Genomic DNA, 15,471 nt, shown 5'->3' on the forward strand with positions numbered 1-15,471 from the left:
GCGCCGGTGGGTCAGGCGGCGGCCAGCTCGTCGGCGGTGCGCTCCGCCTCGACGACCGTGTTGTGACCGATCTTCTTGAGCGCGATCACGACGACCGCCGAGACGACCGCGCCGATGACGACGGCGGCGAGGAACCCGAACGGGTTGCCGATGAGCGGCAGGACCCAGATCCCTCCGTGGGGCGCCTGCAGCGACGCGTCGAACGCCATGATGAGCGCGCCGGTCGCAGCCGAGCCGATCATCGAGGCGGGAAGCACCCGGAACGGGTCGACGGCGGCGAACGGGATGGCTCCCTCGGAGATGAAGGACGCGCCGAGCAGCCAGGCGGCCTTGCCGTTCTCCTGCTCCGCGTGCGTGAACATCTTCTTCGCGAGGACGGTCGAGGCGAGCGCCATGGCGAGCGGTGCGACCATGCCGGCAGCCATGACGGCAGCCATGACGCGGTACTCGGTCGCGCCTGCGGTGAGCCCCACCGTCGAGAGCCCGGTGACGCCGAACGTGTACGCGACCTTGTTGACCGGACCGCCCAGGTCGAAGCCCATCATCAGTCCGATGATGGCGCCCAGGAGGATCAGGTTGGCGCCCGTCAGGCCGTTGAGCCAGCTCGTGAGCCCGTCCATGAGCGCGGCGAGGGGGCGGCCGAGCACGACGAGCATGAGGAGGCCCGTCACGAAGGTCGACAGCAGCGGGATCACGACGACAGGCATGATGCCGCGCATCCCCTTCGGGACCTTCCACCGGCTGATCCACAGCGCGAGGAAGCCACCGATGAAACCGGCGACGAGGCCACCGAGGAACCCGGCGCCCACGGTCACGGCGATCGAGCCGCCGACGAACCCGGGGACGAGCCCAGGACGGTCAGCGATCGCGTAGGCGATGAACCCTGCGAGCACGGGGACGAGGAACCCGAAGGCCGCACCGCCCGCCGCGTTGAGGAGGACCGCCCAGTCCTTGAGGTCGAACGCGTCGAAGCCCGAGATGATCTCCTTGACGGGCACCTTGGTCACCTCGACGGCACCGTTCTGGTCCCAGGCGACGCCAGCCAGCATGAACGCGAGGGCGATGAGGATTCCGCCTGCGGCGACGAACGGGATCATGTAGGAGATGCCGGTCATGAGCCACTGGCGCACGCGTGTGCCGACGCTCGCGTCCTTGTCGACCTTGGTGGTCGGTGCGGCGGGAGCGTTCGCGGCAGGTGCCGCGACGGGGCCCGCCTCGACGGCAGCGATCGCCTGGGCGAGGACGCCGGGCGCGTCGTGCACAGCCTTCTTGACGCCGACGTCGACGGTGGGCTTGCCCGCGAAGCGGTCGCGGTCCTTGACCTCGAGGTCGGCGGCGAAGATGACGCCGTCGGCTGCGGCGATGACGGCGGGGTCGAGCGGGGAGCTGCCCGCCGAGCCCTGGGTCTCGACCTGGACGTCGTGGCCGGCCGCCTTGCCGGCCTGCTCGAGCGCCTCGGCGGCCATGTAGGTGTGGGCGATGCCCGTGGGGCAGGAGGTGACGGCGACGAACTTCACGAGGCCACGACCTCTCGGGTGACGATCTCGGCGACGGTCTCGGCGTCGGGCGCGGCGCGCAGCGAGTCGCGGAACGACTCGTGCACGAGGCGGCGCGCGAGGGACGCGAGGATCTTGAGATGGTCCGCGTCGCCCTCGGCGGGCGCGGCGATGAGGAACACGAGCGTGGCCGGGCCGTCGGGAGCGCCGAAGTCGACACCGGCGGGCACGCGGCCGACGGCGAGGGACGGGGCGACGACGTGCGCCGAGCGCGCGTGCGGCAGGCCGATGCCGCCGGGCATGCCGGTGGCCATCTTGGCCTCGCGCTCCTGGACGTCGGCGAGGAAGCCCTCGGCGGACGTCACGCGTCCCTCGGCGACGAGGAGGTCGATGAGGGCTCGGGTGACCTGTGCGCGGTCGGTCCCGGGCAGGTCGAGGGCGACGAGCCCTGGGGTGATGAGGTTGGTGCTCACGTCACAGCTCCTTCAGTGCGATGCGGCGGGGCGGGTCGGTCAGGGTGCGCACCTCGTCGAGGTGCAGGTCGTTCGGGGTGGGGACGGCAGATCCGGGGAGCAGCACGGCCGCGCGTCCCCACGCGGCCGCATGCTGGAGCGCGAGCAGCGGGGAACCGACGCCGTGGCGTCCGTCCCCCTCCTGCGTCGCGACGGAGAGGTAGCCGGCGAGGGTGCAGTCCCCTGCGCCGACGGTCGATCGTGGGACGAGGGCGTCGCCGCCGGCCCACCAGGTGCGGACGTCGCCGGGTGCGGCGTCGGCGTGGTCGCGGCGGACGAGCAGGAGCCCGTGGGCGCCGAGCGAGACGAGCACGGAGCGGGTGCCCCGGTCGATGACCTGGGTCGCGGCGTCGACGACGTCGCCGACCGTGACGAGCTCGCGTCCGGTGAGCTCGGCGAGCTCCTCGTCGTTGGGCTTGATGAGATCGAGCCCGCCGGTCTCGACGGCGCGGGCGAGCGGAGCGCCGGAGGTGTCGAGGACGAGGCGGGCGCCGAGCCCGGTGCACACCTCGGCGACGTGCCCGTAGAAGTCGTCGCCGAGACCTGCGGGCAGGCTGCCCGCCCCGACGACGACGGGCGAGTGCCCGGCGGCGGTCGCCTGGGCGACCTCGTCGCGCAGGGCGTCGAGCAGCTCGCTCACGTCGTGGCTGCTGAGCGTGTCGCCGGGGGCGTTGATCTTGGTCGTGGTGCCTGCGGCGTCGACGAGGGTGACGTTGGAGCGGGTGTCGATGTCGACGGGGACGGGGTGGGCCGGGACGTGGCTGGCGGCGAGCTCGGCGATCATCTGCGCGCCGTCGGGGCCGCCTGCGGGGAAGATCGCGACGCTCGCGGTGCCGGCGGCGGTCAGCGCGCGGGTGACGTTGAGGCCCTTACCGCCTGCGTCGACGCGGGTGGCGTGCGCGCGGTTGATGCCGCCGAGGTGGATGGTCTCGGCGGCGTAGGTGCGGTCGAGGCTGGGGTTGGGGGTGAGGGTGATGATCATGCGAGCTCCACGGTGAGGCCGGCGTCGGTGAGCTCGGCCCGCAGGTCTGGGTCGAGGGCGTCGTCGGTGAGGAGGAGGTCGACGTCGTCGAGGTCGACGACCTTGGCGAAGTCGGAGCGGCCGACCTTGGAGTGGTCGGCGAGGACGACGACGCGGCGCGCGGCGCGGACGAACGCCCGCTTGATGCTCGCCTCGGCGAGGTCGGGCGTGGTGACGCCGCGGTCGGGGGTGATGCCGTTGGCGCCGAGGAAGAGGATGTCGGCGTGGAGCTCGCTGAGGACGCGCTCTGCCCAGGGGCCGACGCTCGCGAGCGTGCGGCCGCGCATGAGGCCGCCGACGAGGTGGAGGGTGATGTTCGGCCGGGCGGAGAGGACGGTGGCGATCGGGAGGCCGTTGGTCACGACGGTGAGCTCGCGGTCGCTCGGGAGGAGCTCGGCGAGGCGGACGGTCGTGGTGCCGGCGTCGAGGAGGATCGTCGCCTGCTCGGGGAGCTCGGCGAGCTGGCGGACGGCGGCTCTCGCGATCCGCTTCTTCTCTGCGGCGTTGCGGCTCTCCTTGTCGGCGATCCCGGGCTCGATGCCGAGCGTCTCGATCGCGACCGCGCCACCGTGGACGCGGCGCAGCAGGCCCTGCCGCTCGAGGACGGACAGGTCGCGCCGGATCGTCTCGGGTGTGACGGCGAGGGCGGTGGCCAGTGCTGTGACCTCGACGCGTCCTGCGGTGCGGGACTCGGCGAGGATCGCGCGGTGGCGCTCGGGTGCGTACACATCAACTCCGTCGTTGCCTCGACACCCCCATTCGGATGTCTGTATGTACTTGTATATGCCCGATCATGTCCGGATGCAAGGGCCTGAGTGGCCCCGATCACGTCCTCGCAGGTCGTCGACGTGACGAACGGGCGAGCCGGATGTCCGACCTTGTCCGTCCAGACATGACAAGACGCCCACGCTCGGGAGAGTGCGGGCGTCTCGTCGTCGCTCCCGTCAGCCGGTGACTGCGGTGAGACCCATCGAGCTGAGCGCGCTGCGAGAGCTCGTGAACCAGTTCCGCGCGACCCCGTCGCGCACGTTCGTGCCTGAGTGGATCCCGTAGGCGCTGGTGCCGTAGAACCACGGCCCGCCGCTGTCGCCGTTCCTCGAGCCGGTCGTCCCCTCCGTCATCGCGAGGCCACAGACCGTGTAGGAGAGGTTCGGATACTTGGTGCAGGCGGACACGTACTTCACGTCGTTGCAGCCGGTTCCCGTCCCTGACGCTGCACCGAAGCGGCAGACTCGTGTGCCGGTCTTGAGCACGGGGTGCGAGGAGACGCTCCGGAAGCGGCCCCAGTCGTAGCGGAACTGCGCGTTCCCGCTGATCCTCGAGCGGTGCCACTGCACATCTCCTTCCGAGTTGTCGGTGACGATGCTCGCGCTGTAGAGACTGTCCCCGCTCGTGACGCTCAGGTCCTGAGGGCAGTGCTTCGCGGTGAGCACGCCCATGACCGAGCCGGACCGCGCCGTGAAGGCGGTCGTGCATCGCAGCGTGGTGGTGCCGGGCGTCATGAGGGCCTGGCCGCCGGTCAGCGCCTCGTCGGTGTTCTCGAGCGTCCGGTCGACGGCGACCGTGACCGCGCCCTCTGCCTGGTCGCTGACCGGGGCCGGGGCCGCCTCCTCGTACGCCTCGACGGCTGCGGTCTCGACGGGGACCTCGGCGCGCCGCTCGTTGATCGCGACCTCGACGTCCCCGGTCTCGGGCGTGACGAGCGTCGTGAGCTCGCCGTCGTCCGGGAGCACCTCGGCGACGGCATCGGCTACGGCCTGGTTGACCTCGGCCGCGTCTGCCTCGGAGAGGGTCGCGTCTCCGCGTGCCGTGATCCGCGGGTGGTCCGCGAGCACGACCGCGACCTCGTCGGGCACCTCGCCGACGAACGCGATGTACGCGTTCCCGTCCTCGGTGTATCCGGCCGCGGAGTACGTGTCGGCGTACTTCTCGATCAGCGGGTCGAGGACCGCGTCGACCTCGCGTTGAAACTCGAGGCGACTCTCGAGGACGCCGGGGTCGACACCCGACTCCTCGGCGTCTCTGGCGATGTCGACCGCAAGGGCCTTCGCCACGGGATCGCCTTCACCCGCTCGAGCGACGTTGACGCCGCCCCAGGTCCACAGCGCCATCGCTGCTGCGAGAAGACAGGTACTCCACTTGCGCGATTTTCCAGTCACGTGTGCCCCCACGACCACGTCGGACGGGGACCGACCTGAAGCGCTCCCCTTGTCTGCGACGCTAGCCGCTCGATGTGACGGGGGCAACAGTCGTACCCCGGTGACCCCCGCTCGCTCAGGGCAGGCGCAGCGCCTTCAGAGCTCGCAGCCCGGAGGTCAAGACCTCCTGCCCCTTGCCGCCCGGCAGCGCGAACAGCTCGTCGAGCGACGCGCCGTGACGCACAAGCCGCTGTCCCACGACGGTCTGCGCCTCGGTCATCTGCTCGATGCTCTCGCGACCGTGCCGACGGCCGACCCCGGACGACCCGAATCCGCCCATGGGCGCACCGACCGACCCCCACGCTGCTGCGTAGCCGTCGTTGATGCCGACCGATCCTGAGCGGACCTGCGCGGCGAGCTCGCGGCCGCGCCGCAGGCTCGACGTCCAGATGGACGCGTTGAGGCCGTACTCGGTCGCGTTCATGACGCGGATCGCCTCGGCGTCGTCGCGGACGCGTTGGACGGCCACGACGGGCCCGAACGTCTCCTCGGTCGCGCACAGGGCATCGGCCGGGACGTCCGTGAGGACGGTCGGCTCGTAGAAGAGCTGCCCGAGGTCGGTGCGGTGCACGCCGCCGACGAGGACGCGGGCGCCGCGCGCGATCGCGTCGTCGACGTGCTCGGAGATGCGCTCGAGCTGGGCCTCGTTGGTGAGCGAGCCCATGTCGTGCGTGTAGTCGAGGCCTGGACCGACGCGCAGCTCGCGCACGCCCTCGACGAAGCGTGCGAGGAACTCGTCGGCGACGGCCTCGTGGACGAGGAGCCGCTCGATCGACATGCAGAGCTGGCCGGTGTTCGCGAAGCATGCGCGCACCGCACCGGCGACCGCCGACTCGAGGTGGGCATCCGCCGCGACGTAGAGGGGGTTCTTGCCGCCGAGCTCGAGGGTCATCCCGATCAGGCGGCCGGCGGCCTGCTGAGCGACCTTGCGGCCGGTCGCGGTCGAGCCGGTGAACACGAGGTGGTCGACCTGGTCGATGAGCGCCTCGCCGATGTCACGGCCACCCGTGACGACCTGCAGGACGCCCTCGGGAAGGCCTGCTCGCGCGAGCGCGTCCGCGGCCCACAGGGCCGTGAGCGACGCCTGCTCGTCGGGCCGCAGCACGACGGCGTTGCCCGCGAGCAGCGCGGGCAGCGCGTCGGCGAGAGCGAGCGTGAGCGGGTAGTTCCAGGGCGAGATCACGCCGACGACGCCGACCGGGCGGCGGTGCACGGTCGCGGCCGTCAGGACGGGCAGCATGCCGGCGACCCGGCGGGGACGCAGGTAGCGCGGCCCCTGGACGCCGTAGTGCCGGCAGACCTGCGCGACGTCGGCGACCTCCTCGAACGCGCTCGCGCGCGCCTTGCCGTTCTCGAGCTGGATGAGGTCGAGCACGGTCGACTGCTCCGCGAGGACGATGTCGTGGAGAGCGAGGAGCACGCGTGCCCGCTCGGTCGCGCTGCGCCGCGCCCACTCCCCCTGCGCCTCGCGCGCACGCCCAACCGCGGTCGAGACATCCTCCAGGGTCGAGCGTGGGACGCTCGCGATCGGCGCGCCCGTCTGCGGTGAGTGCACGAGGCGGCTCCCGCCGCCCGGCGACGCGACGACGCGCGCCACGAGGTGCGCGACGTCGCTGGGCTCGAGGAGCAGGGTCGCGGTCGGCTCGTCCACGTCGACGAGGCCGGAGGCGTCAGGGCCGCCGGGCGCCGTGTTCTCGTTGGTCATGGGTTCACGGTACGCGGCGTCCCTGACAGTCGGCCGCAGCCAGGGCGGGACGGCTAGAAGCCGCCTGGCGCGGACGTGAACCGGCGCCCGAGCACGACCGTCTCCTGGTCGTCGTACCCGAGGCGCTCGTAGAACCCGAGGACGGCGTCGTTCGTGCGGCGGACCATGAGCTGCACCTTGACCGCGCCCGCCGCCGCGAGCCACGCCTCGGCGGCGACCACGAGGGCGCGGCCGTGTCCCGAGCCCTGCGCGCCCGGCGCGACGCCCAGGTAGTAGAGCCAGCCGCGGTGGCCGTCGTACCCGGCCATGACGGCGCCGACGACCGCGCCGCCGTCGCGCGCGACGAGGACCGTCGACGTCTCGCCCATGACCGCGTCCTGGAAGTCCCGGACCGGGTCGTTCCACGGTCGCGTGAGCTCGCAGTCGCGCCACAGCGCCACCACGGCGTCGACGTCGGTCAGCTCGGCAGGCTCGATCGTCACGGTGCTCATGATCTCCTCGGGGGACGGCGAAGGCCGCGAGCGCTCAGCGGTCGCGGCCTTCGGCGGACGGTGTCAGCGGGGCTGGTAGGGCGAGACGACGACCTCGACGCGCTGCAGCTCCTTGAGGTCGCTGTAGCCGGTCGTGGCCATCGCGCGGCGCAGGGCGCCGACGAGGTTGAGCGTCCCGTCGGACTGGCGGCCCGGGCCGAACATGATCTCCTCGAGCGAGCCGCACGTGCCGACCTGGACACGCTCGCCGCGCGGGAGCTGCGGGTGGTGAGCCTCGGGGCCCCAGTGCCAGCCCTGGCCGGGCGCCTCGTCGGCGCGCGCCAGAGCGGCCCCGACCATGACGGCGTCGGCGCCGCACGCGACGGCCTTGACGAGGTCGCCGGAGCGGCCGATGCCGCCGTCGGCGATGACGTGGACGTACCGGCCGCCCGACTCGTCGAGGTAGTCGCGACGTGCCGCGGCGACGTCGGCCACCGCGCTCGCCATCGGGGCGTGGATGCCGAGCGTCGTGCGCGTCGTGTGGGCGGCGCCGCCGCCGAAGCCGACGAGGACGCCGGCCGCGCCCGTGCGCATGAGGTGCAGCGCTGCGGTGTACGTCGAGGCGCCACCGACGATCACGGGGACGTCGAGCTCGTAGATGAACCGCTTGAGGTTGAGCGGCTCAGCGTTGGAGGAGACGTGCTCCGCCGAGACGGTCGTGCCGCGGATGACGAACAGGTCGACGCCCGCGCCGACGACGTCCGCGTAGAACTCCTGCGTGCGCTGTGGCGACAGGGCGCCGGCGACGGTCACGCCCGCGGCGCGCACCTCCTGGAGGCGCGCCTTGATCAGCTCGGCCTTGATGGGCTCGGAGTAGATCTCCTGCATGCGGTGCGTCGCGTCCTCGGGGGCGAGGCGCGCGATCTCGTCGAGGAGAGGCTGCGGGTCCTCGAAGCGGGTCCACAGGCCCTCGAGGTCGAGGACGCCGAGGCCGCCGAGCTTGCCGAGGGCGATCGCGGTCGCGGGGCTCATGACGGAGTCCATCGGGGCGGCGATGATCGGCGTCTCGAAGTGGTAGGCGTCGATCTGCCAGGACACCGACACGTCCTGCGGGTCGCGCGTGCGCCGGGAGGGCACGATCGCGATGTCGTCGAAGGAAAATGCGCGGCGTCCGCGCTTGCCGCGGCCGATCTCGATCTCGTTGCTCACAGGCCCAAGGCTACCGCGCCGGCGGCCTCCTGCCTGAGCCTGAGGGCCGGACGCGCCGGTCCCCGGCACCGCGAGGGCGGTACCGGGGACCGGTGGTCGGGTCGGGACGTCAGGCGAGGTAGCGGCTGTACGCCCCGATCGTGAGGAACGTCGGGAAGTCCTCGCCGAGGGCGACGTCGCGGAACACCTGCGCGGCGTCGTCGAACCTGTTGCCCGGGGTGCGGGGCAGGTCCTCGACGACCTGGGTGACGAGCGCGTCGACGCGCTCGGCGGTGATGGGCGAGCCGCCCGTCGTGCGGGTGCCGTTGTGGATCCACTGCCACACCTGGGAGCGGGAGATCTCGGCGGTCGCGGCGTCTTCCATGAGGTGGTCGATCGCCGCGGCGCCGACGCCGCGCAGCCAGGACTCGATGTAGCGGATCGCGACGGACACGTTCGCGCGCAGGCCTTCGGGCGTGACGCCCGAGCCGGACGCCGACGCGACGTCGAGCAGGTCCTTCGCGGTGACGTGGACGTCCTCGCGCAGGCGGTCGCGCTGGTCGTCGCGGTCGCCGAGGATCGCCTCGAACTCCTCCCGCGCGAACGGGATGAGGTCGGGGTGCGCGACCCACGTGCCGTCGAAGCCGTCCGTGGCCTCGCGCCGCTTGTCCGCGCGGACCTGCGTCTCCGCCCGGGCGGTGACGTCGGGGCGGCGACGGTCCGGGATGAAGGCGCTCATGCCGCCGATGGCCTGCGCGCCGCGCTGGTGGCACGTCGAGACGAGCAGCTCGGTGTACGCCCGCATGAACGGGACGGTCATCGAGACCGTGCCGCGGTCCGGCAGGACGAAGAACGGTCCGCGGCAGCGGAAGTTCTTGATCATCGAGAACAGGTAGTCCCACCGGCCGGCGTTGAGACCGGCGCAGTGCTCGCGCAGCTCGTACAGGATCTCGTCCATCTCGAACGCCGCGGGCAGCGTCTCGATGAGGACGGTCGCCCGGACGGTGCCGCGCGGGATGCCGAGCGTCTCCTGGGCGTGGATGAAGATGTCGTTCCACAGCCGGGCCTCGCGGCGCCCCTCGAGCTTCGGCAGGTAGAAGTACGGTCCGCGACCACGGGCGATGAGCTCGGCCGCGTTGTGGAAGAAGTACAGGCCGAAGTCGACGAGCGTCCCCGAGGCGGGCGTCTGCGTGCCGGCCCGGTCCTCGAACCGCATGTTCTTCTCGATGAGGTGCCAGCCGCGCGGACGCATGACGATCGTCGGCAGGTCGGTCAGCTCGGAGCTGCGCATCGTGTAGCTCTTGCCCTCGGGCGAGGTGTAGCTGAGCGTCCCGCGGATGCCCGCGTGCAGGGACGCCTGCCCGCCGACGACGTTCTCCCACGTGGGGCTGAGCGCGTCCTCGTGGTCGGCGAGCCACACGTTCGCCGAGGAGTTGAGGGCGTTGATCGCCATCTTCGGGTCGGTCGGACCGGTGATCTCGACGTGCCGGCGCTCGAGGCCGGGGCCGGGGCCGGCGACGCGCCAGGTGCGGTCCTCGCGGACGTGCCGCGTCTCGGGGAGGAAGTCGGGGTCGACGCCGTCCTCGATGAGGGCGCGAGCACGCTGGCGGGCCTGGAGGATCTCGTGGCGGCGGGCCGCGAAGAGCTCGTGGAGGGAGGCGACGAACTCGAGCGCCTCGGGGGTGAGGATCTGCGCGGCTCCGGGGACGTCCGGGCCGGCGACGATCATGCGGGCGGTCGTGGGCGGGGCGGGGGCGATGGTGCTCATGGTCGTGCTCCTTCGGGCCTGCAGGTCAGAACTGGGCGGTCTCGGTGGAACCGTGGAGCGCGAGGGTGGCGCTCGTGGGGTTCAGTGCCGTGGCGACGCGGTCGAAGTAGCCGGTGCCGACCTCCCGCTGGTGGCGGGTGGCGGTGTAGCCGTCGGTCTCGGAGGCGAACTCGGCCTCCTGGAGCTCGACGTAGGCGCTCATGCCGCGGTCGCGGTAGCCGCTGGCGAGCTCGAACATGGAGTGGTTGAGGGCGTGGAACCCGGCGAGGGTGATGAACTGGAACTTGTAGCCGAGGTCCGCGAGCTCCCGCTGGAAGCGGGCGATCTGGTCGTCGTCGAGGTGCTTCTTCCAGTTGAACGACGGCGAGCAGTTGTAGGCGAGCATCTTGCCCGGGAACTGGGCGTGGATGGCCTCGGCGAACGCGCGGGCGAGCTCGATGTCGGGCTCGCCGGTCTCGACCCAGATGAGGTCGGCGTAGGGCGCGTAGGCGAGGCCGCGGTTGATGACGGCCTGGAGGCCGGGCTCGGTGCGGTAGAACCCCTCGGTGGTGCGCTCGCCGGTGAGCAGGTCCTGGTCGCGGGGGTCGATGTCGCTCGTGATGAGGTCGGCGGCGAGCGCGTCAGTGCGGGCGATGATGATGGTCGGCGCGCCTGCGACGTCGGCTGCGAGGCGGGCCGAGGACAGGGTGCGCACGTGCTGGGCGGTGGGGATGAGGACCTTGCCGCCGAGGTGGCCGCACTTCTTCTCGGACGCGAGCTGGTCCTCCCAGTGCACGCCTGCTGCGCCCGAGGTGATCATCGAGTGCATGAGCTCGTAGGCGTTGAGGGCGCCTCCGAAGCCGGCCTCGGCGTCGGCGACGATCGGGGCGAGCCACTCGCGGCTCGGGGAGCCCTTCTCGGCGGTCTCGATCTGGTCGGCGCGCATGAGCGCGTTGTTGATGCGGCGGACGACGGCGGGGACGGAGTTCGCGGGGTAGAGCGACTGGTCCGGGTACGTCTGCCCCGAGAGGTTGGCGTCGGCGGCGACCTGCCAGCCGGAGAGGTAGATCGCCTCGAGGCCGGCGCGGACCTGCTGGACGGCCTGGTTGCCGGTCAGCGCGCCGAGCGCGGGCACGTGGGTGCGGGTGTGCAGGAGGTCCCACAGGCGCTGCGCGCCGCGGCGGGCGAGGGTCGGGTCCTCGCGGACGGAGCCGCGCAGGGCGATGACGTCCTCGGCGGTGTAGTCGCGGCGGATGCCGGCCCAGCGGGGGTCGGTCGCCCACTCGTGGGCGAGCTGCTCGGCGGTCTGGGTCTGCGTGCCGGGGAGGGTGCCAGCGGCCGTCGACGTCGCGACGTCGGTCCGGCGCGCGCCGGCCTCGGTGCGCAGATCTTCCGTCCCCTGCTGCGAGATGGGGGTGGTGGTCTCGTCGATGGTGCTGGTGGTGGTGCTCACGGTGTCCTCCTGGGCGGGTCGGTTGCGTCGTTGCTTCCGTGGTTCCACCGTCCTTCGTCGCGCAAGCCCCCGGGAACCCCCGTCTGCGAAGAAGTTCCCGGAAACTTCTGTTGTCAGGAAGTGAGGCGGGTGGGAGGCTGAATCATGGCAACGACGCCCCTCTCCGCAGCCCCTGCAGCACTGTCGACCGATTCCCCCGCGACGCCCCCGGAGACCGCTGACGCGCTGACCATCGGCCGCCGCATCCGGCACCTGCGCCGCGAGCGCGGCCTCACCCTCGACCATCTCGCTGCGGCGCTCGACCGTGCGCCGTCGCAGGTGTCGATGATCGAGACGGGCAAGCGTGAGCCGCGGTTCGCGCAGCTCGAGACGATCGCGCAGGCGCTCGGGGTCGATGTCGCGTCGCTCCTCGAGCCGGGCGCGCCGACGCGTCGCGCGGAGCTCGAGATCGAGCTCGAGCGCCTGCAGCGCGGGCCTGCGCTCGCGGCGGTCGGCGCCGCGCCGGTGCGGGTGGGGCCGTCGCTGCCGATGGACGCGCTCGAGGCGATCGTCGCGCTGCACCGGGAGATCGCGCGTCTGCACTCGGAGCGGGCGGCGACGCCGGAGGAGGCGCGCCGCGCGAACGCGGAGCTGCGCGCGATGATGCGCGCGCAGGACAACCACTTCCCGGAGCTGGAGCGCCGTGCGCGTGAGCTGCTCGACGGCGTCGGGCACGTGCGTGGGCCGTTGTCCGCGCGAGTCGCGGCGGAGCTGGCGGGGCACCTTGGTTTCACGTTGCACTACGTGAACGACCTGCCGCACTCGACGCGGTCGCTGATCGACACGCGGCACATGCGCGTGTACCTGCCGACGCGGTCGTCGGACCCGCGGTCGGTGCTGCTGCAGGCGTTGTCGTCGCACGTGCTGGGGCACACGGAGCCGCGCTCGTATGCGGAGTTCCTGCGGCAGCGGGTGGAGGCGAACTACCTGTCGGCGGCGCTGCTGGTGCCGGAGGCGGACGCGGTGCGTCAGCTGCGGGAGGCGAAGGACGCGCACTCGATCTCGGTCGACGACCTGCGTGACGCGTTCGGCGTCTCGCACGAGACGGCGGCGCACCGCTTCACGAACCTCGCGACGGTACACCTGGGGATACCGGTGCACTTCATGAAGGTCCACGAGAGCGGGATCGTGCACAAGGCGTACGAGAACGACGGCGTGCGGTTCCCGTCGGACGCGCTGGGTGCGATCGAGGGGCAGCCGGTGTGCCGGTTCTGGACGGCGCGCACGGTGTTCGAGGTCTCGGACCGGCTGTCGCCGTTCTCGCAGTACACGGACACGCCTGCGGGGACGTTCTGGTGCACGTCGCGCACGCAGGAGTCGCACGACGGCGAGTTCTCGGTGAGCGTGGGCGTCCCGTTCTCGCTGGTGAAGTGGTTCCGGGGCCGGGACACGACGTCGCGTACGGAGTCGCGCTGCCCGGACCCGTCGTGCTGCCGGCGGCCGTCCGGGGAGCTCGCTCAGCACTGGGAGGGGCACGTGTGGCCGTCGGCGCGGCCGCACGCGTCGACGCTCGCGACGCTGCCGGTGGGCGCGTTCCCGGGGGTGGACCAGACGGAGGTCCTCGAGTTCCTCGAGCGGCACGCGCCGCATGGCGCAGAGTAGGGGCCGTCACCGTGTGCGGCGCTCCTGGCTGAGAAGCCTCCGGGGTGTCGTTCACCGGTCATGTCAGTCGCTGCTGGCAGGCTCGTCCCCAAGGACGAACCACACCGGCTACGAAACTGACGAGGACGGGCGAACCATGACCGAGATGCTCCCTACCGAGGCCCTCTTTCCTGCTCCGGCGGCTGCGGGCTCCCTGCACATGTCGTGGGCCGAGGGCCCGCTCCTGGGCTTCGACACGGAGACGACGGGCGTGAGCACGTCGACGGACCGCATCGTGACGGCGGCGCTCGTGCACCGTCACCCGCTGCTCGGCACGAGCGTGGAGACGTGGCTGATCGACCCGGGTGTCGAGATCCCGGAGGGCGCTGCGGCGATCCACGGCATCACGACGGAGCATGCCCGTGAGCACGGGCAGCAGCCTGCGGTGGCGCTCGAGGAGATCGCGAGGCAGATCGCTCAGGCGCTCGGCGAGGGGACGCCGCTCGTGGCGTTCAACGCGACGTTCGACCTGTGCATCCTCGATGCTGAGCTGCGCCGCCACGGCTTGCGCACGCTCGCGGAGCGGCTCGGTGCGGAGCCTGTCGGCGTGATCGACCCGCTGGTCCTCGATCGTGCGGTGGACCGGTTCCGCAAGGGCAAGCGCAAGCTGATCGACCTGTGCGCCGTGTACGGCGTGAACGAGGCGGGTGACCTGCACACGGCGGACGTGGACGTGATCGCGACGCTCGACGTGCTGGAGGCGATGGCGCGCCGGCACCCGACGCTCGCGGAGATGACCCTGCCGGTGCTGCACGCCTATCAGGTCGATGCGCACCGCGCGTGGGCGTCGAGCTTCAACGACTGGCGGGCCCGGCAGGGGTTTGACGGGCCTGGTGCGGGCCTCTCCTGGCTCGTCGACGAGCGCTGACGGGCGGTGAGGATCTGGTCGCTGCACCCGCAGCACCTCGACCGTCAGGCGCTGATCGCGTGCTGGCGCGAGACGTTGCTCGCGCAGGCGGTGATCGCGGGCCGCACGCGGGGGTATCGCAACCACCCGCAGCTCGAGCGTTTCGTCGCGACGCCGCAGCCGATCGTCTACGTCGGTGCGTACCTGGCTGGGCTGGCTGTGGAGGCGGACGCGCGCGGGTACCGCTTCGACCGGACGCGCATCGACGAGCTGCCGACTGACCTGGCGGCCTTTGATGGCGCGATGGAGGTGACGACGGGGCAGGTGGCGCTCGAGTGGCGGCACCTGCTTGCCAAGCTTGATGCCCGCAGCCCAGACGTGGCGGTGGTGCAGCGGGAGCGGGTGGGCGACGGCGCGCCCGGGGTGCACCCGATGTTCCGGGTGGTCGAGGGGCCGGTCGCGTCGTGGGAGCGGGCGGTCTGACGCTCAAGGCCGTTGGGCTCCCTGGGCGGGGGTGGTGCGGGCCTATGCTCGTGGCTGCGCCGCCAGGCGCACGGCCGCGCCGGTTCCGGCGCGGCCCCGATCGCGTTGTGGAGAACTCGAGTGTCTGACCAGCTGCCCCCTTGCCCTGCGTGCGACAGCGAGTACACCTACGAGCAGGGTGGCCTCCTGGTGTGCCCGATGTGCGCTCACGAGTGGACGCCCGGCGCTGACTCTGGTGACGACGCCGCTGCTGACACGACGGTCAAGGACTCGGTGGGCAACGTCCTTGAGGACGGTGACACGGTGACGATCGTCAAGGACCTCAAGGTCAAGGGCGCTGGCGGCGGCGTGGTGAAGGTCGGCACGAAGGTGCGCGGCATCCGCCTCATCACCGACGGCGTGGGCGATCACGACATCGACGCGAAGGTCCCGGGCTTCGGTCAGATGCAGCTCAAGTCGAGCGTCGTCAAGAAGGTCCTCTAGCGCTGGGTGGGGTCCCAGGTCGGGTTCGCTGCAATACGACCTAATCTTCAGTACAGAATCAACCATCTGACCAGGTAATTCGCGGATTCCGCGCGCACGCCCTATGGCTCGTAGCCAGCGTCCATCACTGTCACCAGGGGCCGATGACTGCGGCGGGCGCCCCGGCTCCGGATGACCGGACCGCCGCC

General features: G+C 71.8%; 14 protein-coding genes. 4 read left to right on the forward strand and 10 right to left on the reverse strand.

The features are described from left to right. Window positions 1–11 precede the first annotated feature (11 nt). The 10 genes from HF995_RS02490 to aceA form a co-directional block, all read right to left on the reverse strand. Entirely contained in the window at window positions 12–1,517 is a 1,506-nt protein-coding gene (locus HF995_RS02490) for a PTS fructose transporter subunit IIC (RefSeq protein ID WP_168446224.1), read from the reverse strand. Continuing rightward, window positions 1,514–1,969 carry a PTS sugar transporter subunit IIA gene (locus HF995_RS02495; RefSeq protein ID WP_098457483.1) on the reverse strand — a complete coding sequence of 152 codons (456 nt, stop codon included), beginning with the start codon at window positions 1,967–1,969 and terminating at the stop codon, window positions 1,514–1,516. Before HF995_RS02495 ends, HF995_RS02490 begins: the two co-directional genes overlap by 4 nt. Before the next feature lies 1 nt (window position 1,970). Further along, window positions 1,971–2,990: a 1-phosphofructokinase family hexose kinase gene (locus HF995_RS02500; protein ID WP_168446225.1), complete on the reverse strand. Its 1,020-nt coding sequence runs from the start codon at window positions 2,988–2,990 to the stop codon at window positions 1,971–1,973. Beyond that, on the reverse strand, window positions 2,987–3,757 hold the full coding sequence (locus tag HF995_RS02505) for a DeoR/GlpR family DNA-binding transcription regulator (protein WP_168446226.1): 771 nt from the start codon (window positions 3,755–3,757) through the stop codon (window positions 2,987–2,989). The genes HF995_RS02500 and HF995_RS02505 overlap by 4 nt, the downstream gene beginning before the upstream one ends. A gap of 216 nt (window positions 3,758–3,973) precedes the next feature. Further along, window positions 3,974–5,083, reverse strand: coding sequence for a S1 family peptidase (locus HF995_RS02510; RefSeq protein WP_168446227.1), 1,110 nt, complete (start codon window positions 5,081–5,083; stop codon window positions 3,974–3,976). A 220-nt stretch (window positions 5,084–5,303) separates the two neighbouring features. Beyond that, window positions 5,304–6,932 (reverse strand): succinic semialdehyde dehydrogenase, encoded by a 1,629-nt coding sequence (locus HF995_RS02515; protein WP_168446228.1) that lies wholly within the window; start codon window positions 6,930–6,932, stop codon window positions 5,304–5,306. Window positions 6,933–6,985: 53 nt separating this feature from the next. Next, window positions 6,986–7,423: a GNAT family acetyltransferase gene (locus HF995_RS02520; RefSeq protein WP_168446229.1), complete on the reverse strand. Its 438-nt coding sequence runs from the start codon at window positions 7,421–7,423 to the stop codon at window positions 6,986–6,988. Window positions 7,424–7,486: 63 nt separating this feature from the next. Next, window positions 7,487–8,611 (reverse strand): GuaB3 family IMP dehydrogenase-related protein, encoded by a 1,125-nt coding sequence (locus HF995_RS02525; RefSeq protein WP_168446230.1) that lies wholly within the window; start codon window positions 8,609–8,611, stop codon window positions 7,487–7,489. Between the two features lie 109 nt (window positions 8,612–8,720). Beyond that, on the reverse strand, window positions 8,721–10,358 hold the full coding sequence (gene aceB, locus HF995_RS02530; RefSeq protein ID WP_168446231.1) for a malate synthase A: 1,638 nt from the start codon (window positions 10,356–10,358) through the stop codon (window positions 8,721–8,723). A gap of 25 nt (window positions 10,359–10,383) precedes the next feature. After that, a complete protein-coding gene (gene aceA / locus HF995_RS02535; protein WP_168446959.1) occupies window positions 10,384–11,724 on the reverse strand; it encodes an isocitrate lyase in 1,341 nt (446 codons plus the stop codon). Between the two features lie 210 nt (window positions 11,725–11,934). Here aceA and HF995_RS02540 point away from each other — a divergent pair, with 210 nt between their 5' ends. The 4 genes from HF995_RS02540 (at window position 11,935) to HF995_RS02555 (ending at window position 15,283) form a co-directional block, all read left to right on the forward strand. Next, window positions 11,935–13,431 (forward strand): helix-turn-helix transcriptional regulator, encoded by a 1,497-nt coding sequence (locus HF995_RS02540; RefSeq protein WP_168446232.1) that lies wholly within the window; start codon window positions 11,935–11,937, stop codon window positions 13,429–13,431. 145 nt (window positions 13,432–13,576) lie between these two features. Next, window positions 13,577–14,338, forward strand: coding sequence for an exonuclease domain-containing protein (locus HF995_RS02545; protein WP_434060839.1), 762 nt, complete (start codon window positions 13,577–13,579; stop codon window positions 14,336–14,338). Between the two features lie 6 nt (window positions 14,339–14,344). After that, on the forward strand, window positions 14,345–14,800 hold the full coding sequence (locus tag HF995_RS02550; RefSeq protein ID WP_168446233.1) for a pyrimidine dimer DNA glycosylase/endonuclease V: 456 nt from the start codon (window positions 14,345–14,347) through the stop codon (window positions 14,798–14,800). A 120-nt stretch (window positions 14,801–14,920) separates the two neighbouring features. Continuing rightward, window positions 14,921–15,283, forward strand: coding sequence for a zinc ribbon domain-containing protein YjdM (locus HF995_RS02555; protein ID WP_168446234.1), 363 nt, complete (start codon window positions 14,921–14,923; stop codon window positions 15,281–15,283). The last annotated feature ends 188 nt before the right edge of the window (window positions 15,284–15,471 follow it).

Origin of the sequence: Sanguibacter hominis ATCC BAA-789 (assembly GCF_012396185.1) — a bacterium.
Taxonomy (GTDB): Bacteria; Actinomycetota; Actinomycetes; order Actinomycetales; family Cellulomonadaceae; genus Flavimobilis; species Flavimobilis hominis.

Coding starts and splice junctions, on each gene's coding strand:
- HF995_RS02500 (WP_168446225.1), bottom strand. CDS start 2,990: ATGATCATCACCCTCACCCCCAACCCCAGCCTCGACCGCACCTACGCC.
- HF995_RS02515 (WP_168446228.1), bottom strand. CDS start 6,932: ATGACCAACGAGAACACGGCGCCCGGCGGCCCTGACGCCTCCGGCCTC.
- HF995_RS02520 (WP_168446229.1), bottom strand. CDS start 7,423: ATGAGCACCGTGACGATCGAGCCTGCCGAGCTGACCGACGTCGACGCC.
- aceB (WP_168446231.1), bottom strand. CDS start 10,358: ATGAGCACCATCGCCCCCGCCCCGCCCACGACCGCCCGCATGATCGTC.
- HF995_RS02540 (WP_168446232.1), top strand. CDS start 11,935: ATGGCAACGACGCCCCTCTCCGCAGCCCCTGCAGCACTGTCGACCGAT.
- HF995_RS02545 (WP_434060839.1), top strand. CDS start 13,577: ATGCTCCCTACCGAGGCCCTCTTTCCTGCTCCGGCGGCTGCGGGCTCC.